Below are 20,560 nucleotides of genomic sequence, written 5' to 3' on the forward strand. Positions count from 1 at the left end.
ACGTGTTCCGTTGAATGTGGTTCGGCACGGCGGCAGCCGTCACAGTTGCGTGACCGTCGCGCGCGCGAGCCCGCGCTGTTCGAGGAAGCCGAGCAGGTAGCGATGGCCGAACGCCTTCGAACCCGAGGCGAAGCCCGTGCGCGCGACGTCGCCGTCGAGCAGCTTGAGCACGCCCGCCGCGTGGATCGCGCCGGTCGAGATGTACGGCGTGATGCCGTGCACGGTCGCGCGCACCGACGCGAGCTGGCCGCGGCCGATCGCGAAGTCGACGCTGCGCTGGATCGTCGTGCGCTCGCGCGGGGGCATCGTCGGCGTGGTCGAATCGACGACCTGCTTGAGGATCGCGTCCTGCTGCTCGCGCGGCAGGTGCTTGTATTCGGCTTCCCATTTCTGCCCGAACTGGTGCACCAGCTTCATCACGTTGTTGTCGTAGAAGCCCACGCACGAGATACAGCTGCGCACGCGCGCATCTCGCTCGAAGTAGACCGGCAGCGACGTGCCGCCCCACGGCAGGCAGAACACCGGCTGCATGAGTTCGGGCGTCGCCACGGTGAACGACGCGTCCGCCGCATGCGGCACGAGTGCCTTCTCCCACAGGTAGCAGGACTCGTGGCGTGCGCCGTCGAAGATCGTCGCGGTCGAACCGATGCTCACGCCGGCCGCGCCGCGCGGGCCGCGCGTCAGCGTGGCGGTCTCCAGCGCATCGATGCCCGGCGTTTCGAGCGCGAGTTCGGCGGCGATCTCGGCGAACGTGTACATGTACGCGTTCGACGACGACACCAGCAGGCCGGCCTGGCGGTACAGCTCGCCGAACTGGTCGCGCACCTGACGGATATACGACTGCTCGCCGGTCGTATCGAGGTGGTGGCAGCCGGCCTTCAGCGCGGCCTCGACGCCGACGAGCCCGAAGCTCGAGAACGGCCCGACGGTATTGCAGACCACCTTCGCGCCGCGAAACGCGTTCACGAGCGCATCGACGTCGTGTTCGGCCTCGATGATTTCGTATTGCGCCGATTCGAGGCGCACGACGCGCTGCGCCATCATGTCCTTCGTGCGGCCCGCGTTGCGCGCGACCGCGGTGAACGGGATGTTCTGGTCGATCAGCCAGTCCATGATCAACATGCCGGTGTAACCGCTTGCGCCATAAACGACGACGGGGTGCTTTGCCATGGTTGTCTCCTGAGACGTGAGTTGTTGAAAATCGGGGCGGACGAACGTCCGCTACTGCCGCTTCGCATTCGGGTGCTTCTTTGTAGAACACATTACCAATCTTAGGTCACTATGACAAAGTAAACGGCGAAGAAAAAGGCAGGGTATTCCCGGTCCTGATGCGCCGTCCGCATCATCGGGCCGCGCCACCCACGCCACCCACACCGTCCGGCAACAAGTCAGCCAGATAGTGCGCAATCGCCCGTGTGTCGTCGCCGGACAGTGTCGCGGCCACGCCGTTCATCGCGCCGCTCGGATCGTGGCGCTGCCCCGACCGGAACGCCGCAAGTTGCGCCTCCAGGTAAAGCTGCCCCTGGCCCGCGAGGCGCGGCATGTGTTCCTTGCCCGTCAGCGCCGCGCCGTGGCACGCCCGGCAGCTGCGGGCCGCGACCAGCGCCATCCCGCGCTGCGCGAGCGCCGTGTCGGCCGGCACCGCCTCGTTGCGCTCAGGCGCCTGCCGCGCGAAATAGGTCGCCAGCGCGTCGATCTTCGCGTCGTCGAGTTCGCGCGACAGCGGCCCCATGTACGCGTTGCGGCGCTGGTCGCTCGCGAATGCGCGTAGCTGCGCGGCGAGGTAGGTCGCAGGCTGGCCCGACAGCGACGGATACCACGCGTTCTGCGACTGCCCGTGCGTGCCATGGCAGAAGAAGCAGGTCTCCTGCCGCTGCGGCCACGCGCCGCCGTTCGCCTTGTCCGCGTCGCCGATCGCGGTCATCGCCGTCTCGTAACGCATGCCGTCGACCAGGTCGGGGCCGTACAGCGTGCCGGCTGCCGCCACGCCCGCGATCACGAACGCGGCGCCGATCATCCAGGTTCGTTTCATTCATGCCTCCCCGGTGTGGCCGGCCAGCTTGCCGAGCGCCTGCAGTGCCGCGCGGTGCCCGGAACGCACCGCGCCGTCCATCGAGCCGGGCCACAGGTCGGCCGTCTCGGTGCCCGACCAGATCAGCCGGCCGGCCTCCGGGCGCAAGTATTTGCCCCATTTCGTCCAGAAGCCGGGCGGCAGCGGATGGATGCACTGCAGCGTCCACGGATCGACGCGGCCCCAGTCGTAGTCGTGGAACTGCGTCGGATGCAGCGCCTTGTCGCCGAGCGCGCGCGCGAACACGGCCGACAGCATCCGTTCGGCGGCCTTCGGCTCTGCCGGCAGCGCCCCCGGGGCGACGAACGCGGCGAGCACGCCGACCGAGCCGTCCGGCGGCGAGTTGTCGTACGCCATGAAAACCGGGCCGCCGACTTCGAAGATCTGCCCGTTGTAGCCGTCGTCGCGCCAGAACGGCCGCTCGTACACGTGCACCGTCTTGCGCATCGGCGCATTCGCGGGCCAGTTGCGCTGCAGTTGCGCGCGGCCGGCCGGCAGCGGCGGATCGAACACGATCTGCTCGCAGAGCGCCGGATTCAGCGCGACGATCACGCGCCGCGCGCGGAGCACGCCGCGATCGGTCTGCACCTCGACGACGTCGCGATCCCAGCCCGAGATCCTGCGCACCGGGCAGGACAGCCGCACCCTCGTGCCGAGCTCGCTCGCCATCCGCAGGCTCAGCACCTGCGAGCCGCCGACGAAGCGCGTTTCCTGCGCGCCGCCCTTGGTCGACTCGAGCTTCGTGTAGTCGCAGTCGGCGCTGTTGATGATCGACAGGTAGTGCAGCAGCCCGAGCTGCGCCGGCGCGCCGCCGAGCGACAGCTTCGCCGCGAGGCCGAGGAAGTAGCCGTCCTCGTAGGTCACGCCCTGCCTGAGCAACCAGTCGCCGTAGCTCAGCTTGTCGAGCTCCGCCGCGTGCTGCGCGGTCCACGGCTCGCGCGACGGCACACTGCGCGCGAGCGCGCCGAGCTTCGCGCCGATCGCATCAGCGCCGCCCGAGCCGCCGTGGAAATCCTGCGCGACGCGCGTGTCGCCGGCGAGCACGACCGTCTTGCCCGCGTAGAAGGTCGGGAACGTGTCGACGCCGAGTTCGCGCGCCAGATCGGCGATCGCCGTCTGGCCGGGTCCGATCCACTGGCCGCCGGCTTCGGAGACGACACCGTGCCCGAGGTCGTGGTTGCAGGTCCGTCCGCCGACGCGGTCGCGCGCTTCGACGACGACGAACGCGTCGCACCCGGCGCGCTTCAGGTCGCGTGCGGCGGCGAGTCCGGCGAGCCCGGCGCCGATGATCACGACGTCGAGAACGCCGCTCGCGGCCGCTGCCGGCGTCGCACCGTCAGCGAACGACACCTCTCCTGCCGCGAGCGACGCGGCGCCCACCGCCGCGAGACGCAGAATCTGGCGCCGGGTATGCGCGTCCGGCTTGTGCTTGGGATTCATGTTCAGTGCTCCATCCTTTCTTGCTTGCTTGTCAGTCTGCGGATTCCTCTCACCGCGCAGCCAGCACGCCGTCCTGCGAAAACAGGATCGACTTGCCGCGCGCATCGATCAGCGCGGCCGTGAGCGTCGCGCGATCCGCGCGCTGCGCGACGTCGAACGGGCCACCCGCGACGCGCTGCGCGAGCGTCAGCCCGTCGAGCCCGACGCCGACCAGCCCGACGCCCGTCGCGACGAGATCGGTGATCGAACTGCGCGTACCGGGGTTCAACGCCGCCCACGTCGCGCCGCCGTCGCGGCTCTCGAACAGGCTGCCGAGCAACCCGCCAACCACGAGCCGGCCGTCCGGCAGCGCGACGCCCGACCACAACGTGCCTTTGCCGCCGGTCGGCAGGTAGGTCCAGTTCGCGCCGGCATCGGTCGACTTGAGCACCATCCCCTGTTCCGACACGACGTAGAGCGCGTGCGCGGCGTCGGCGAACACGTGGTACAGGTTGCGGTCAGCCTTGCCGCCGCCCGGCGGCTTCGGCAGCGTCGTGTGCGTCCACGTCTTGCCGCCGTCGTGTGTCTGCAGCATCAGCGACCACAGGCCGACGGCAATGCCGTCCTGCGCATTCGTGAACAGCACCGAGAACAGCGGCTGGTCGACCGATGTGTCGAGCCGCTGCGTGACCCACGTGTCGCCGCCGTCGTCGGTCGCGAGAATCGCGCCCCACTGGCCGACCGCCCAGCCGTGCTTCGCATCCGCGAACCACACGGCCGACAGCGTCGCCGACACCGGCACGCGGCGCGCCTGGCGCCAGGTCTTGCCGTCGTCGTCGGACAGCAGCACGATCCCGTGCTCGCCGACCGCGACGATTCGCGACCCGGCGCGCGCCGCGTCCGTCAACATCATGTGGGTCGGCGCGGCCCATGCGTGCGCGGGCTTCGCGGCCCAGGCCGCGACGGTTCCGTCCTGCGGTTGCGCGACGGCCGTCGCGGCGGCGCAGAGCGCGGTACAGGCAACTAGCGTCTTGATCATGGTGAGTCTCCGAAGTGGTGTGCGCGGCCATCAGTGGTTGAACAGATCCGACCAGCCGGCATGCGCTACGCCGAGCGCAGCGATCGGTGGCTTGTCGGCACCCTGCGCGGCCGCTGCCTGCCGCTCGGCGTTGCCGTCGTGCGACGACGGCGCGACACCCGGTGTGTCGACCATGGCGTTGCGCGCACTGACGCGTCTTGTGTCGGTTGCGAACGCATGCGCCGACGCGGTCCGGTCCGCGACCGTTTCATGAAATCGCGGGCAGGCAACCGCCGCGATGCAAAGTGCGGCGCAAGCAGCTAGCGTCTTGACCATGACTGAATCTCCGTCAGGATGTTCGTCAGCTTCAATGGCTGAACAGGCCCGGGGCGCGAGCAGGCTTGCGGCGCGGGAACCAGCGTTCGAGCAGCGACGCGAGCGCGGGCAGCGCGGTCATCGCCATCACGAGGTTCACGATGAACATGAACGCGAGCAGCTTGCCCATGTCGGCCTGGAACTTGAGTGCGGAGAAGCTCCACGTCGCGACGCCGATCGCCAGCGTGATCGCGGTGAAGATCGTCGCGACACCCACTTCGAGCATCGCGTGCTGCACGGCCGTCACGATGTCCTGTCCGCCCGCGAGATGCACCTGCAGCCGGTTGTAGATATAGAACGCGTAGTCGACGCCGATCCCGACCGCCAGCACCATCACCGGCAACGTTGCGACGGTCAGGCCGATCTGCAGCGCCTTCATGAACCCGTAGCCGATGAAGGTCGCGACCGACAACGGCACGCAGCATGCGAGCATCGCGCGCCAGTCGCGGTACGCAAGGAATACGAGGATCAGGATCGCCGCGTACACGTAGAGCATCATCGGCAGCTCGCTCTTCGCGACCTCGTCGTTCGTGGCGGCGAGCACGCCCGCATTGCCGGCCGCGAGCCTCACCGTGATGCCCGGGAACGGATGCGCCGCGCGGTACTGCTTCACGTCGTCGAGGATCCGGTTGATCGTGGTCGCCTTGTGGTCGGTCAGGAACAGGTGCACGGCCGTCATCCTGCAATCGCGGCTCATGAAACCCTTCACGCGCGACACGTCCACCGACACCGCGCCGTAGTTCCCGGCATCGATCGGCACGACGTTCATCTTCGGGTAATCCTCGTTGTAGCCCTGGTTGTAGGTGCGCAGCATCGACGAATACGACTGCACCGACACCACGCCCGGCTCGGTGCGCATCGCGGCCGAGAAGTCGTCCTGGTACAGGCCGACCGCCGGGTTGTCGCAGGCCTTGCCGCTCGATTCGAGCACGACCGTAAGCCAGTCGAGACCCATGTCGTAGTTGCCGGCGATCGACGTCGCGTCGCGGTTGAAGCGCGCATCGGCGCGCAGCTCCGGCGCGCCCGGCTGCAGCGTGCCGATCACGCGATCGCGGCTTTGCCATGCGGCGAGCGCGAAGATCGCGACCGTCAGCGCCACGGTGAGCCCCGCGTACTTCGGCTCGGCCACCCGCGCGAGCACGCGCAGCGGCTTCGCGCGCTGCTGCGCGCGCTTCAGCGAGTTGTCCGCATAGGCTTTCGTGAAGTTGAAGCAGGAGGCGGCCACCGGCAGCAGGATCAGGTTCGTGACGATCTTGTACGCGACGCCGAGCGACGCGGTGATCGCCAGCTCGCGCACCATCGGGATCGGAATCAGCAGCAGCGTGATGAACGACACGAACGCGGTGATCAGCGCGAGCACGCCCGGGATCAGCAATCCGTTGAAGCTGTGGCGCGCCGCGTCGAACGAACTCTGCCCGTGCGCGATCTCGCGGACGATGAAGTTCACCTGTTGCACGCCGTGCGACACGCCGATCGCGAACACCAGGAACGGCACCAGCACCGCGAGTGGATCGAGTCCGAAGCCGAGCAGCGTCAGCGTGCCGAACTGCCAAACGAGTGACGTCAGCGAACACGCGATCAGCAGCACCGTGAAGCGCACCGAATGGCAATACCAGTACACCGCGAGCGTGGTCAGCAGCAGCGCGACCGCACAGAAGCCGAGCACGGCTGTCGCGCCGTCGGCGATGTCGCCGATCTGCTTCGCGAAGCCGATGACCTGGATCTCGTAGCCGGCGTCCTCGAACGGCTTGCGGATCTTCTGTTCGAGCAGGTGGTTGAACGCGACGTAGTCGAGCACCTTGCCGGCGCTGTCGCGCTCGTTCAGCTCGGCCGTGATCATCGCGCTGTCTTCGCCATGCGAGACCAGCGTGCCGACATAGCCGCCGAGCGTCGTTGCACGGCGCACGCGGGCGACGATGTCCGGTGTCAGCTGATCGGGGGTGATCGTGCCGGGAATGATCGGCTCCGCGCGAAAGCCTTCGTCGGTCACTTCGTTGACGAACGCGTTCGGCGTCCACAGCGAGCGCACGCCGATGCGGTCGACGTTCGGCAGATACGTGACGGCCTGCGTGACGTTGTACAGCCGCGTGAGCCCTTCCTTCGACCAGATCGACCCGTGCTTCGCACGCACGACCACCGTGATCCGGTTCGCACCGAGCAGGTCGTTCCGGTATTGCTGGAACGTGCGGATGTACTCGTGCCCGATCGGCATCTGCTTTTCGAAGCCGGCATCCATGCGCAGCTGTACGGCGAACACGGCCATCGCGACGGTGAACAACGCGATCGCCGCGAGCACGAGTGCGCGATGACCGAAGAAGAGCCTCTCGAGGCGGCTGACCAGACGATTGAGCACGACATTACCCCTTCATGATTGGCGGCGGCGCTCGGCGCGCGCCGCCCGTAAGCGCATCACCCGTCAGAAATTCCGGGTGACGAACAGCCCGACGAAATTCCGGTCCGCATACGGCTGGCCCACCGTGTTGTGGCCGCCGAAGAACGCGGTGAAGTTGATGCCGGCCTGCCAGTTCGGCGGGTTCTGGTTGAACAGCACGTAGACGTTCACCGACTTCGCGCCCTGCATGTAGTTCGCGGTGAAGGTCGGCGTATAGCCGTAGAGACCGTCCGAGAACGTCACGCCCGGCGTGACCTGCCAGCCCGGGATCAGCGTGCCGTCATAGGTCCAGTTGAAGTCGATCGTCGCGCCGACCGAGCTCGCGGTGCCCTGGCCCATCCCGATCGGATAGCCGAGCCCCGAGCCGTTGTTCAGCCAGGGCAGGTAGCCGGTCTGCGGCACCTGCGTGACGGTCTGCCCGTCGATCGTGCGCGTGACGCCGCTCGAGCTCAGCCCCGGGTAGTAGATCCACGTGAGTTCCCACGTGAGTGCGGCCGAATCGGCGCCGAGCCATTTCAGGAACGGATACTCGCTGCGCGTGAGCGCCAGCAGCCCGTTCAGGTCGTACTGGAATTTCCTCTTGTCGACCCACTGCTGGCAATTGATGCCCGCCACACCGTTCGTGTTCAGGTCGAGCGGGCCGCCCGCGCCGTAGCAGCTCGACAGCGCGACCGCGTCGCGCGGCCGGTACGACAGTTCGGTGCCGATCGCCCACGGCCCCAGCCCGAAGTTCGCGCTGACGCCGAACAGCTGGCGCCGGCCGAGATACGACCATTGCTCGGTGCCGTTCGCGAGCGACGCGAGCACCGGCGACTTGTCCGTGTAGTTCAGGTAGTAGAACGCGAAGTTCGCGTCGAACGAGCGCGGCGAATAGTTGAACTTCACGCCGAACTGCGGCCGGTACTTCGCCGGCAGGTTCGTGACCGACGGCAGGCCGATGCTGTTGAACGGCGGCCCCGCGTAGGCGCCGTTCACGAGCCCGTTCTTGATCGCATCCAGCGTGCCCTGGTTGCCCGCGGCCGCCCCGCCGCCGATCGCGTTCGCGATCGTGCCCGCGCTCGGGCCGGCCACGTTCAGGTTAGTCGTGTTGAGCGTGAACGGTTCGGCGCCGCGGCCGAAGCCGTTCGTCACCGACCAGTACGAGCCGACCGGCGGGTAGCGGTTGCCGTTCCACTGGAACTGGTAATAGCCCTCGGTGCTGAACCCGTGCGACAGGTCGGCGGCAAAGCTCACCATCGGCGCGGGCAGCAGCGCCTGCTTGAGCTGCGAGCCGGGAATCAGCAGCTTCTGCACGTCGAGCGAGTTGGTCGCGTTGATCCCGCTCTGCGCGAACATGCTCTCGCCCCAGTTGATCACCTGGTTGCCGAGCCGCACGTGCGCGTTGCGTCCGGCGATCGTGAAATCCTTTTGCGCCCACAGGTCGAGCAGCTGCGCGTTGTAGACCACCTGCGCGGAAGCCGTGCTCGACAGCGGCGTTCTCGCCGTATTGCCGGCGAGGAAGTCGTACATGCCGGTGCCGCGCACCATGAACTTCAGCCCTTCGCTCGGCATCTTCAGCAGCAACTCGCTGGTCGCGCTGATGTAGGTGCTGAACGGCTGGCCCTTGCGGTAGTTCAGGTCGCCGCTGTCCGCGTAGCCCCATTGATTGGTATTCGCGGCCGCGCCGCAGCCGTATGCGTTCGGGTCGCCGATGAGCGAGCAGCTCGGGCTCTTGGTCCGGATCCCGGCGCCGGCCGTCAGGTTCGTCACCCACGAGCCCTGCAGGTCGTTGATGCCCGTCGTGAAGTCGTAAGCGTACGCGCTCGACGTCGCGACACCCGCGAGCGCGATCGATACCGTAGTATTCCTGATCAACCTTGCCGATTCCATGATCCGTCTCCTCCCCTGTCCGACGCCGGCGCGCGGTCATTGCGCGCGCCGGTCCCTTGTTTTATGTCAGTCGATGACTGATCACCGTTCGCTCACCGAGCGCAGCGATTCCGCCGTGTAGAAATCCTGCTTGAAGCGCGGGTCGTCGGCCTGCTCGAGCCAGCGGACGTCCTTGCCCTGCCCGATCGACGTTGCGTCGAGCACGTAGCGGCCGTTGTTCATGTCGTACTGCGCGAGCGGCTCGTTGTCGCAGGTACCGCCGAGCTCCCACACGGGGATCGGATAGCTCTCCCGCACCTTCCACAGCTTGCCTTGCGCGTCGTAGTCCTCGCCGACCAGCGCGAGCCAGCTGTCCTCGTCGAGATAGAAGGTCTTCTTCGACGCGACGTGCCGCGCGCTCGGCTTCAGCATCGCCTCGACCACCCACACGCGGTGCGCCTCGTAACGCCGGCTCGTGGACGCGATGCCGTCCGGCGTCGCTACGTCGTGCAGCTTGCTCTTGAACTTGTACATGCCGAACGCGTTGTACGGCACGATCATTTCCTTCTTGCCGACCAGCTTCCAGTTGAAGCGGTCGAGCGAGCCGTTGACCATGTTGCCTTCGTCGATCAGGTACTGGTTCTCGAAGCCGATCAGCGGCGCGTCGTGCGTATAGGCCGGCATGCGCCGCACGCGGCGCTGGCCGGGGAAGTAGTAGTACGTCTCCGATGCCTTGTCGAAGTACTGGCGCTGCACGAACGCCTGGCCAGCCAGCGCGGCGGGCGAATTCATCTGGAAGTACACGGCCGCGCTCAGCTGGTCGACGTCCTGCGGCGAACGCTTGCCGAGCTTGCCGGACGGGAAGTAGTAGGTCTGCGGGCCGACCGCATCGATCCATTCGCTGCCGCCCGGACGCGGCGACACGGTCGTCGCCATCTGCGCCCAGTCGACGCCTTCGCCGCGATAGCGCATCTCGTAGTTGAGGATCGCCTCGATGCCGCTCTTCGGTTGCGGGAACGGCACGCCCGGCAGCACGGCCGAGGCGAGCGTGTCGCCGGCCGCGCCGAGCTTCGCGGCCGTCAGGTTCGCCTTCGAGTTCTGCTCGACGACATCCGGCAGCTGGCATTCGCGATGCGCCGGATAGACGTCCATCCGGTAGCCCTTCTTCTGCTTGATCAGCGCGACCTGCCCGGGCGACAGCTTGTCCGCGTACTTGTCGACGTTCGCCGCATCGATCGAATACAGCGGCTTCTCGTTGCGGTGCTTCCAGAAATCGGCGCGCACCTTGCCCCATTCCCAGCCCGCGTCGGGCGATTGCTTGCCGGCGTAGGCCGGCACCGAGCCGTCCTTGCTCGCCGCGCGATCGGCGCCGGCCGGCGTCAGGTCGTCCGCCGCGACGGCCGTGCCGATCGCGAGACATGCAGCGCCCGCAAGTGCGGACACGGCCCAGAATCGATGCTTGCTCATCATGGTTCTCCTTCCCACTGCGCGTGCGCTCGCCCGTCATGGGCAACACGCATTCACTCCGTCCGCTTTCGTCGTCCGACAATCGCGTCGCTCCCTGACGGCGGCCGCCCGAGATGACGGCCGGCCACCTGCCTGTTTCGATACTTTTTCGTCATTCCTTCAGGACTGCGATACATTAAGAACGCTCGCCGTAACGGAATGACGTGCCGCCGCCCGGATCAGTCCTTGCCCGACCCGGCCACCGCGACCGCGCGCACTTCGACGCACAGCCCCGGCAGCGCCAGTTGCGAGACGCCGACCGCCGTCCACGCCGGGTAGCGGTTCGGGAAATACACGTCCTTGACCGCCGCGAAACCCTGGGTTTCCTGCTGAAGATCCGTGTGGAAGGTCGTCAGTTCGACGACGTCGGCGAGGCTCGCGCCAGCCGCCTCGAGGATCATCTTCACGCTTTCGAACGCGATCCGCGCCTGCGCCTCGACGCCGTCGGCCGGCTGCATCTGCGCGTCGAGCCCGACCTGGCCCGACACCCAGATCGTGTCGCCGACGCGGGTGGCCGGTGAGAAGTGGTACGCGTCGTACCACGGCTGGAACGGAGGCGGAACGATCGATTGCCGCTTGGGGGTGGCTGACATGACGAAAAACTCCTGGTTCAAACGAGTTGACGGAAACACGGTGCACGGAACGGGTCGCCGGCCTTCAGCGCGGCGAGTTCCTCGACGAACAGCACGCCGGCCGGAGTGAATCCCGAGCGGCTTTCATCGGGCAGCGGGCTGAACACCGCGTCGTCGCCGAAGAAGCGCAGCACGAGCGTGTGGCGGTCGGGGAACGCCGCGTCGACCGCGCCGCCGCCGTGCAGCACGCCCGGATGGAGCAGCAGCACGTCGCCCGGCTTCGTTTCCCACGACACGATGTCGTACGCGTCGGGCGCCGCGCGGCGCTCCGCTTCGATGTTCGGCAGACGCGGCCACACGTCGCCACCGTGCAGCGGGTCGGTCGGATCCTCGGCGTTCTGGAACGTGGTGCCGTCGTGGCGCACGCCGTGATGCGAGCCGCGCACGATCTCCAGCGCGTTGCGCTTCGGCACGTGTTCGAAGCTGATCCACGCATTGCCGAAGTGCATGCCTTGCCACGGCAGGTACGACGTGTCCTGGTGCCACGGCGAGCGCGCGCTCTTGCCGCCGGCCTTCATGAACAGTTCCTCGGCGAAGTACCACACGTGCTTCGACCCCCACAGATCGGCGAACAGCTTGCCGAACGGCAGCGTGGCGACCAGTTCGTCGAGCCGTGCCTTCGCGTACGGGTTCGCGTTGTCGTTGTGCGACTGGTATTCGGTGCCGTCGAGCAGCGCCGACGCCATCGGACCCGGGTTCTCCATCCCCCAGTCGAACACCGCGCGGCATTGCGCGAGCTGGGCTTCGTCGAGTGCGCCTTGGACGAGAACCGCGCCGTCCTCGAAGAAAGCCTTGCGCGTAAGTGCATCCATCGTAGATCTCCTGATTCGTCCAACCACTGCCGGCCTGCGATCGCTCACTGCCGACGCCTTCAGTAGAACATGGTGACAATGTTAGGTCATAATGACAAAAATAAAGAAAAGAAAAAGACGGGGTATTCCCTGTTTCGTCTGCCGGTTCGAACCTGCATCGCGACGGTTTGCCGGCCCGCCATGACAACCCGCTTTCAGCCTTCATACAATCTCGCAACGAAGCCCGGCCACGGCTTCGCCGTCATGTCATCCGCGCACGCGGTCGAACACCGTATGCGTGAGGAAGCCGACCAGCACCGCATCGGCGAGCGTGTCGGCGGTGCTGCGCGCGTCGGCCGCGCAGCACGACTGCACGCCGTCGCACAGCGCGGTCAGGCCGAGCGCCAGCACGTGCGCGGGCAACGGCAGCGACACGCCGGCGCGCGCCGCGAACGTGTCGATGCACGCGGTCGCGAGCGCCTGCCGCTCGCGCAGGAACGGGCCGAACTGCGCGCGGAACCGCGGGTCGCGCGCCGCCTGCAACTGCGCTTCCAGCCACATCAGCCGCGACGCATGCCGCGCGGCACCTCGCCGCCAGTACGCGAGCAGCGCGCGCTGTGCGTCCTCGGCCGAACCGGGCGGCATGCCGACGATTCGTTGTAGCGCCGTCGCAGCATCGTCGTGATCGCGCCGCAGCAGTTCGAACAGCATCTCCGTCTTGCTGCGGAAGTTCGAATAGAACGCCCCGCGCGTATACCCGGCCGCCGCCGCGATATCCTCGACACTGGCGGCCGCGTAGCCCTTCTCCGCGAAAATCGCGCACGCGGCACCGAGCAGGCGTTCGCGCGTCGCATCGCGCCGCTGCACGCGGGTCAGGCGGACCGCGTCCATCCGCGCTCTCCTCGATCGCCGCGGCCGGACCGGTACACGGCGCGAATCGTCGCCATTTCCTCAGTAGAACTATTCACTTCGGATACGACAATACGTTCGCATTCACCTTGCTGCGTCCGGCATCGCGCTCCAGCGCGCAATACGCGTAATAGAGCGTGACGGTCAGGTACGACCAGGTCAGCAGCGCCAGGACGTAGAAATTGAACACGACGTTGGTTTCCTCGCCCGGGATCTTGTAGAAGTCGTAGATGCACGCGATCGCCTGCGAAGCGACGAGCGCGATCGTCGTCGTCAGCGCATGGAACACGTGGCCGGCACGCACGAGCCGCAACACGAAGCCGGCGAGGTAGATCGACATCAGCGTCCACATCGTCACGTAGAAGTACGGCAACGCGTGCTGCAACGCGCCAGCCACGAGCGCGATCGTCCCGAGCGTCGCGAGCACGAACAGCGTCACGTCCTGCCGCAACGACGGCCGGTAGCCGTGCGTGATGGCCATCAGGCCGGCAACCGCGATCACCGGCATCCCGAATCCGCGCGAGAACGCATCGAGAAAGTGCGAAATGACGTATGAGACCGGCGATTCGGTCGCGAAGAAGATCACTGCATTGGACGCGGAGATGGTCACGATCCACCACTCGAAGCCGAGCAGGAAGTTGCGCTTGCGGACGAACTTGAAGCCGTACACGCCGGTCGTCGCCGCAAGCGTCGCGCTGGAAAGACAAAGAACGAGTGATCTGTAATCCATGGTTCGAACTCCCGAGGTCGATTGCTGCCGTTGATTCACTGCTTGACGGGGCTGAGGCTCGCGAGATAATTCGCGACCGCTGCCCGATCGTCCGCCGACATCGCCTGCGCGATGCGCTGCATCGTGCCGGTGGCCTCGCTGCGGGTGCCATTCGCGAATGCGTCGAGTTGCGCGCGCAGGTAGCCGTAGCCCTGGCCGGCGAGCCGCGGAAACTGCGCCCGGCCGGTCAGCTGTGCGCCGTGGCAAGCGACGCACGCGCCGCCCGTCACCCGTTGCTCGCCCTTCGCACGCAGCCGCGCATCCGGCTTGAAATAGCGGTTGTCCAGCGCTGCCTGCTTCGCGTAGTAGTCGGCCACGCGCGCGATCTCGGCTTCGCTCATCGTCATCGCGAGCGGACCCATCGTCGGGTTCGCGCGCTGTCCGCTCGCGAACGCGTGAAGTTGCGCGGCCACGTAGTGTGCCGGCTGGCCGGCGAGGCTCGGATAAGCGTCGTTCAGCGACGTGCCCTTCACGCCGTGGCAGCCCATGCACACGTCGGCGGTGCGCGGCCACGGGCCGCCGTCGGCGTCGTCGGCCTGCGCCGTCGCATCGATATGGCGCTGCAGGCGATAGAAGCCGAACAGCGTGGGGCCGTAGACGGCCAGTAGCGCGCCGGCAACCACGAGCGCGGCGAGCAGCAGCATGCGTTTCTTCATCTCCAGTCTCCTACGCGCGACGCAGTGCATTGAGCGCCTGAAGCGCGGCCTGGTGACCCGAGCGAACGGCGCCGTCCATGTAGCCGGCCCAGATGTTCGCGGTCTCGGTGCCCGACCAGATCAGGTTGCCGCACGGTGCGCGCAGCGCGTCGCCATGCGCGGTCCAGAAGCCCGGCGGAATCGCCGACACACACGTAATCGTCCACGGGTCGGCCAGCCCCCAGTCGCGATCGTGGTACGACACCGGCGCACGCGCGTCGTCGCCCCACGCCCGCGCATAGAGGTCCATGTGCATCTGCTTTGCGGCCTGCGGGTCCGACGGCATCAGCGCATTGCGCACGAACGCGTTGATCACGCCGATCTCGCCGCCCGGCGGCGAGTTGTCGTAAGCCCAGAAGATCGGCCCGTCGGTCTGGAAGATGTGGCCGTTCAGCCCCTTGTCGCGCCAGAACGGGCGGCGATAGACCATCGCCGTCTTGCGCGCCGGCGAATGCGCGGGCCAGGCGAGCTGCAGCGCATGGCGCTGGTCCGGCAGCGGCGGATCGAACTGCACCTGGTGGCACAGCGACGGATGCAGCGCCATCACGACCTTGCGCGCGCGCACCGTGCCGCGATCGGTCTGCAACGTGACGACGTCGCGATCCCAGCCGACGATCCGGCGCACCGGCGACGAGAGCCGCACCTTGTCGCCGAGCTGTTGCGCCATCCGGATGCTGAGGATCTGCGAACCGCCGACGAAGCGGGTTTCCTGCGCGCTGTGCTTGATCGAGTCGAGCTGCGCGTAATCGCAATCGGCCGAATTGATCATCGACAGGAAATGGAGCAGGCCCATCTTCGCCGGCGCACAGCCGCCCGACAGTGAGACCGACGCGTTCCAGCCCATCCGGTCCTCCGGCTTGATGCCTTGCTGCGCGAGCCAGTCGCCGACCGACAGCCGGTCGAGTTCGGCCGCCTTCGGCGACGTCCACGGCGCGCCCGACGGCACGTCGCGCGACAGCCGGCTCAGCTTCGCGGCGACCGCCTCGTCGGTACCGAACGTGCCTTCCAGGTCGATCTCGGCGCGGCCGTCGCCGCCGAGGATGACCGTCTTGCCCGCGTAGTAGCTCGGAAACGTACCGACTTCCAGTTCACGGGCGAGATCCGAAACGGCCGTCTGGCCCGGGCCGATCCACTGGCCGCCGACTTCCGACACATGGCCACCGCCGATGTCGAAGTTGAGCGTGCGGCCGCCGACGCGATCACGCGCCTCGAGCACGACGAAGGATTCGCAGCCTGCGTAGCGCAGGTCGCGCGCGGCCGTCAGGCCGGCGAGCCCCGCGCCGACGATCGCGACGTCGAGCACATCGCCATCGCTGCCGGCGACCGGCGCCGTATCGGCGCTGGCGCGTGCCGCGCCGAGCGCCAGGCCGCCGGCCGCGACGGACGCGCCGGCGATCTTGAGCCACTGCCTGCGCTGCGGGTCGGCCGCCCCGCTGGAGGATGACTTGCTGGACATGATGGTTGGGTTCCTGCCTGCAAATGGCGCGAACGACCACGTGCCCGGCGGCACGCAACCTTCGTTCGCGCGAAATCCGACGACTGAATGCGCGCCGAGGCCGCTTCGTACGCCTGCCTCGCCGCGTGCCGAATGTCCCCGTCACGATCAGGATTCGTCGGCCCGCTTAATTAGTACATGTTGCAAAAGATAGGTCATGATACATAAAACAGGATCGAAAAAAAAAGACAGGGTATTCCCCTGTCGTGCGATCGATGGCGGCCGTCCTGAAAGGCGTCGGCAAGCCGGCATGGCCGGACCGGACCGCCCCCGCTTCCGGTCTCCGATCGACGGCATGGGCGGTACGGTAGTATGGCGATTCGATGGAACCCCGATGGATCTGAACAAGCGGCCATGCCCGATATTTCCTCATCTGCCGGCGCCGGCCAGGCGCTCGTCCTGATTGCCGAGGACGAACCCGAGATCGCCGAGATCCTCACCGCATATTTCGCGCGCAGCGGCCTGCGCACCGTGCATGCGGCCGACGGCCGCCGCGCGCTCGAGCTGCACCTGTCGCTGAAGCCCGACCTCGTGCTGCTCGACGTGCAGATGCCGCACGTCGACGGCTGGAAGGTCCTCGCCGAAATTCGCCATCGCGGCAACACGCCGGTCATCATGCTGACCGCGCTCGACCAGGACATCGACAAGCTGACCGGCCTGCGCATCGGCGCCGACGACTACGTGGTCAAGCCGTTCAATCCCGCCGAAGTCGTCGCGCGCGCGCAGGCCGTGCTGCGCCGTTCGATGGCCGACTCGCGCCAGGAAGAACAGCGCGTGCTGCGCGCGGCCCCTTTCGAGATCGATCTCGAGCATCACGAAGCGACGGTCGAGGTCGACGGCACGCGGCACACGCTCGTGCTGACGCTCACCGAATTCAAGCTGCTCGCGCAGCTCGCGCGCGCACCGCGGCGCGTGTTCAGCCGCGCCGAGCTGATGGCGACCTGCCTGCCGGAAGGCGACACGCTCGAACGCACGGTGGACAGCCACGTCAGCAAGCTGCGCAAGAAACTGGAAGACCTCGGTGTGAGCGGCGTGCCCGTCAGCGTGCGCGGTGTCGGCTACAAGCTGTGGAGCGGCGAGTGAAGCTCGACGGACTGAGCCGGCAGATCGCGCTGACGATGGGCGCGATGGCGTTCGCGGTGACGCTGCTGGTCGTGCTGACGGCCTACGGGTTCTACTACCTGCTGTATCTGTACCAGCCCGCGTCGTTCGACCAGACGAACTGGTTCCCGACCGGCCCGGAGTGGGTGTGGCTGATCGCCACCACGGCGGTCGGACTCGTGCTGTCGGTCGTCGTCGCGATCCACCTGTCGGGCCGCATCCTCGTGCCGCTGAACTCGGTGACCGACAGCATCCGCCGCGTCGCGCGCGGCGATCTCGGCGCGCGTGCCGTCGCCGGCGACCGTTCGCTGCACGAAGCGGCGCTGCTCGCCGACAATTTCAACGCGCTCGCAAGCGAGCTGCAGCGCGTGACCGAGGAACAGACGTTCTGGAACGCCGCGATCGCGCACGAGTTGCGCACGCCGGTCACCGTGCTGCGCGGTCGCCTGCAGGGGCTCGCCGAAGGCGTGTTCACGCCGAGCGAAGCGCAGTTCCGCAGCCTGCTCACGCAAGTGGAAGGGCTGACGCGGCTGATCGAGGATCTGCGCGTGGTCAGTCTCGCCGATAGCGGCCACCTCAGCATCGAGATCCGCGAAACCGATCTCGCGGCGGACATCCGCGCGGTGGTCGACGTGTTCTCGCACGCGTTGCAGGCCGCCGGCCAGCATCCGGTGCTCGATCTCGACGCGCGGCCGATGCGCTGCGACCCGGTGCGGATCCGTCAGGCGCTGCTCGCGCTGCTGGAGAATGCGCGCCGCCATGCGGTGCCCGGTGCGATCCGGATCGAGACGCGCCTCGAGGGCGGGATGTGCCGCCTGCGCGTCGAGGACGACGGCCCCGGCATTCCGGCCGAGTTCGCGCCGCACGTGTTCAAGGCTTTCCGGCGCGTCGACGATACGCAGCAGGGCGGCAGCGGCCTCGGGCTCGCGGTCGTCGCGGCGATCGCGCACGCGCATCGCGGCGAAGCCGTCTGCACGCCGGCGGCCGGCGGCGGCACGCGGTTCGAGGTGGTTTGGCCCGACAACCTCGAGCCGACGCCGGACGAGCGCCGCTTTCCGGCGCAATCCGCTGCGCAGTCGGCCCCGCCGTCGCCGCCCCTTCCAGGCGCGAGCGACTGACCTGACCACACGCTCATCCGCCAGGGCATCACGCCGAACGGCCGCGCTCGCACGCGGCCTTGTTCATGCCCGCGTCTCGCGCCCCACGCGTTCGAGCGGCGGATCGAAACCCAGCAGCGTGTACTCCGCGACCGACACGGTCGATTTCCCCGCCGGCCCCTGCACGACGACCGCGCGCACCGCGCCCACCCGGTCGAACTTCAGCCGCGTGCCGGCGCTCACCTGGCGCAGCGCTTCCAGCTCCTCGACCCGAGCGATCGCCAGCTTGCGCACCGCGCCGGACACATATACCGGCAGGAACACGAGCGCGATGAAGATCGACACCGTGTCCTTCGACACGCTGTCCAGCACCGGCTGCCCCGACAGCACGAGCGACAGCGACGTCGCGCTGACGAAGATCGCGAGCACCGTCGCGCCCGCGCCGAGCGACGAGAAACGCTCGGCCGCCTGCTTGGTGCGCGCCTTCACCAGCGCGCGCGCCGGCGCCGACGGCACGAGCCATTCGCGCTTCGCGCCGTAATACCCGGCGATCCCGAGGAACACCGTAATCGCGCCACTCACGATGAGTGCGCTGAACAGCGCGCCGAGCATCACGCACACGAACTCGAGCACGAACACGGTGACCAGCGGAACCAGCAGCAGCCGGAACGCATAGCCGTCGCGGCCGTGTCCCTGGATCCACCATTTCACCGGCAGCAGTTGCCAGAAGCGGCTGTCCCGGCGGAGCGAAAGTTGTTGTTCCATGACCCTCAATTCCCGACTGTGCGATTGCGCTGCGTCACTTCATCATGGCTGTACCGCACCACCGGCGTCGAGATGCATGCCCGGTGCCCGGCCATCCCGCATCATGCCGCAACCGCCCGTGGAAAACCCGTACCTCGGCCAATCCGGCGCCCGAACACAGCGCAACCGAACGCCTCAGGTTATCAATTGATCCAAAAGATTCATTAGACGATGCTCGCTCCGGCGCGCGATGCTTGCCCGGCCAGTGAACGCGGCGTCATTGCAACGCCGCGCACGAGAATGGAGTGAGACACATGCCTACCGATCACCGTCAACGGCGCCATACGCTGTGGCTGCTGTGCGCGCTGTCGTTCATCCTCTATGTCGACCGCGTGAACCTCGCGACCGCGGCCGGCGCGATCAAGGCCGAACTCGGGTTGTCGAACACTGAGCTCGGCATCGCGTTCTCCGCGTTCGCGTATTCGTACGCGATCTGCCAGATCTTCGGCGGCTGGATCGCCGACCGCTTCGGCGCCCGCATCACGCTGATCGGCTGCGGGCTGATCTGGGTCGCGTCGACGTTCATGACGGGTTTCGTGCACAGCCTCGCGCTGCTGTTCGCCGCGCGCCTGCTGCTCGGGATCGGCGAAGGCGCGACGCTGCCCGCGCAGGCCCGCGCGATCACGCACTGGTTCTCGCGCGAACGGCGCGGCGTCGTGCAGGGCTTCACGCATTCGTTCTCGCGGCTCGGCAACGCGGTCACGCCACCGATCGTCGCCGCGCTGATGACATGGCTGTCGTGGCGCGCGGCATTCTTCGTGATCGGCGCGGTGACGCTGGTGTGGCTCGCATGGTGGATCGTCGGCTTCCGCGAACACCCGCTCGGCGACCACGACGGCCACACGCGCACCGTCGCCGCCCGGCCCGCGCCGCCGTCGGGCCCGACACCGTGGGCCGCGCTGTTGCGCCGGATGGCGCCGACGATCTTCGTGTACTTCTGTTACGGCTGGACCGCCTGGCTGTTCTTCACGTGGCTGCCGACCTTCTTCCTGAACGGCAAGGGTCTCGACCTGAAGTCGACCACGCTGTTCGCGTCCGGCGTGTTCTTCGCGGGCGTGGTCGGCGATACGCTCGGCGGCTGGCTGTGCGATCGCATCTACCGCAAGACCGGCAACCTCGCGCTGTCGCGCCAGAGCGTGATCGTCGCGAGCTTCGCCGGCGCGCTCGTCTGCATGGTGCCGCTCGCGTTCGTGCATTCGACGGCCGGCATCGCGCTGTGCCTGTCCGGGTCGTTCCTGTGCCTCGAACTGACGATCGGACCGATCTGGGCCGTGCCGAGCGACATCGCGCCGCAACATGCGGGCATCGCGAGCGGGATGATGAACGCCGGTTCCGCGATCTCGGGGATCCTGTCGCCGATCCTGTTCGGCTATCTCGTCGACCACACCGGCAGCTGGACGGTGCCGTTCATCGGGTCGGTCACGATGCTGCTGATCGGTATCGTCGCCGCGCTGCGGATCCGCCCGGACCGCACGCTGTCCGAATCGATGCCGGCGCTGGCCGAGGCGCCGGCCGCGCCGTCGGCGCACTGAAGCCGTTCGCTCCGGGTTCGCCTGCCGCAGCCGCCTCGCCGGCGTCGCCATCACGCTTCACCGCGTTCCGCAATGGTGGTGGCTTGGCTTGGCTTGCTTGGCTTGC

18 protein-coding genes are annotated in these 20,560 nt (G+C 67.5%); 3 read left to right on the top strand and 15 right to left on the bottom strand.

What is annotated here, in order from left to right:
- Nucleotides 1-39: 39 nt before the first annotated feature.
- The 14 genes from PI86_RS13050 to PI86_RS13115 form a co-directional block, all read right to left on the bottom strand.
- A complete protein-coding gene (locus PI86_RS13050) occupies nt 40-1,170 on the bottom strand; it encodes a saccharopine dehydrogenase family protein (RefSeq protein WP_039322985.1) in 1,131 nt (376 codons plus the stop codon).
- Nucleotides 1,171-1,342: 172 nt separating this feature from the next.
- Entirely contained in the window at nt 1,343-2,032 is a 690-nt protein-coding gene (locus PI86_RS13055; RefSeq protein WP_039322988.1) for a c-type cytochrome, read from the bottom strand.
- Nucleotides 2,033-3,511, bottom strand: a complete 1,479-nt coding sequence (locus PI86_RS13060; protein WP_039322991.1) for a flavin monoamine oxidase family protein — start codon at nt 3,509-3,511, stop codon at nt 2,033-2,035.
- A gap of 49 nt (nt 3,512-3,560) precedes the next feature.
- On the bottom strand, nt 3,561-4,529 hold the full coding sequence (locus PI86_RS13065) for a WD40/YVTN/BNR-like repeat-containing protein (protein WP_039322994.1): 969 nt from the start codon (nt 4,527-4,529) through the stop codon (nt 3,561-3,563).
- 30 nt (nt 4,530-4,559) lie between these two features.
- Nucleotides 4,560-4,703, bottom strand: coding sequence for a hypothetical protein (locus PI86_RS17760; protein WP_235362757.1), 144 nt, complete (start codon nt 4,701-4,703; stop codon nt 4,560-4,562).
- 172 nt (nt 4,704-4,875) lie between these two features.
- Entirely contained in the window at nt 4,876-7,236 is a 2,361-nt protein-coding gene (locus PI86_RS13075; protein ID WP_039322999.1) for an efflux RND transporter permease subunit, read from the bottom strand.
- Between the two features lie 63 nt (nt 7,237-7,299).
- The gene (locus PI86_RS13080) at nt 7,300-9,144 is read right to left on the bottom strand and encodes a DUF1302 domain-containing protein (RefSeq protein ID WP_039323002.1); all 1,845 of its coding nucleotides are present in this window, start codon (nt 9,142-9,144) and stop codon (nt 7,300-7,302) included.
- Between the two features lie 81 nt (nt 9,145-9,225).
- The gene (locus PI86_RS13085) at nt 9,226-10,593 is read right to left on the bottom strand and encodes a DUF1329 domain-containing protein (protein WP_039323005.1); all 1,368 of its coding nucleotides are present in this window, start codon (nt 10,591-10,593) and stop codon (nt 9,226-9,228) included.
- A 215-nt stretch (nt 10,594-10,808) separates the two neighbouring features.
- A complete protein-coding gene (locus tag PI86_RS13090) occupies nt 10,809-11,222 on the bottom strand; it encodes a RidA family protein (protein ID WP_039323008.1) in 414 nt (137 codons plus the stop codon).
- 17 nt (nt 11,223-11,239) lie between these two features.
- Nucleotides 11,240-12,073 carry a phytanoyl-CoA dioxygenase family protein gene (locus PI86_RS13095; RefSeq protein WP_039323011.1) on the bottom strand — a complete coding sequence of 278 codons (834 nt, stop codon included), beginning with the start codon at nt 12,071-12,073 and terminating at the stop codon, nt 11,240-11,242.
- Nucleotides 12,074-12,319: 246 nt separating this feature from the next.
- Nucleotides 12,320-12,943 carry a TetR/AcrR family transcriptional regulator gene (locus PI86_RS13100; protein ID WP_039323015.1) on the bottom strand — a complete coding sequence of 208 codons (624 nt, stop codon included), beginning with the start codon at nt 12,941-12,943 and terminating at the stop codon, nt 12,320-12,322.
- Between the two features lie 73 nt (nt 12,944-13,016).
- Nucleotides 13,017-13,691 (bottom strand): hypothetical protein, encoded by a 675-nt coding sequence (locus PI86_RS13105; RefSeq protein WP_039323018.1) that lies wholly within the window; start codon nt 13,689-13,691, stop codon nt 13,017-13,019.
- A gap of 35 nt (nt 13,692-13,726) precedes the next feature.
- On the bottom strand, nt 13,727-14,386 hold the full coding sequence (locus PI86_RS13110; RefSeq protein ID WP_039323020.1) for a c-type cytochrome: 660 nt from the start codon (nt 14,384-14,386) through the stop codon (nt 13,727-13,729).
- 10 nt (nt 14,387-14,396) lie between these two features.
- Nucleotides 14,397-15,881 carry a flavin monoamine oxidase family protein gene (locus tag PI86_RS13115; RefSeq protein WP_039323024.1) on the bottom strand — a complete coding sequence of 495 codons (1,485 nt, stop codon included), beginning with the start codon at nt 15,879-15,881 and terminating at the stop codon, nt 14,397-14,399.
- A gap of 393 nt (nt 15,882-16,274) precedes the next feature.
- On the opposite strand from PI86_RS13115, the gene PI86_RS13120 reads away from it, so the two are divergent.
- Together PI86_RS13120 and PI86_RS13125 are read left to right on the top strand one after the other, a co-directional pair.
- The gene (locus PI86_RS13120; protein WP_039323027.1) at nt 16,275-17,003 is read left to right on the top strand and encodes a response regulator; all 729 of its coding nucleotides are present in this window, start codon (nt 16,275-16,277) and stop codon (nt 17,001-17,003) included.
- A complete protein-coding gene (locus PI86_RS13125) occupies nt 17,000-18,139 on the top strand; it encodes an ATP-binding protein (RefSeq protein ID WP_039323030.1) in 1,140 nt (379 codons plus the stop codon). Before PI86_RS13120 ends, PI86_RS13125 begins: the two co-directional genes overlap by 4 nt.
- Nucleotides 18,140-18,202: 63 nt before the next feature.
- Here PI86_RS13125 and PI86_RS13130 read toward each other — a convergent pair whose 3' ends face one another.
- On the bottom strand, nt 18,203-18,883 hold the full coding sequence (locus tag PI86_RS13130; protein WP_039323034.1) for a hypothetical protein: 681 nt from the start codon (nt 18,881-18,883) through the stop codon (nt 18,203-18,205).
- A gap of 293 nt (nt 18,884-19,176) precedes the next feature.
- Between PI86_RS13130 and PI86_RS13135 the strand changes: the two genes are divergently transcribed.
- Nucleotides 19,177-20,454 carry an MFS transporter gene (locus tag PI86_RS13135; RefSeq protein ID WP_039323037.1) on the top strand — a complete coding sequence of 426 codons (1,278 nt, stop codon included), beginning with the start codon at nt 19,177-19,179 and terminating at the stop codon, nt 20,452-20,454.
- Nucleotides 20,455-20,560: the final 106 nt, after the last annotated feature.

This window comes from Burkholderia sp. A9 (genome assembly GCF_000801975.1).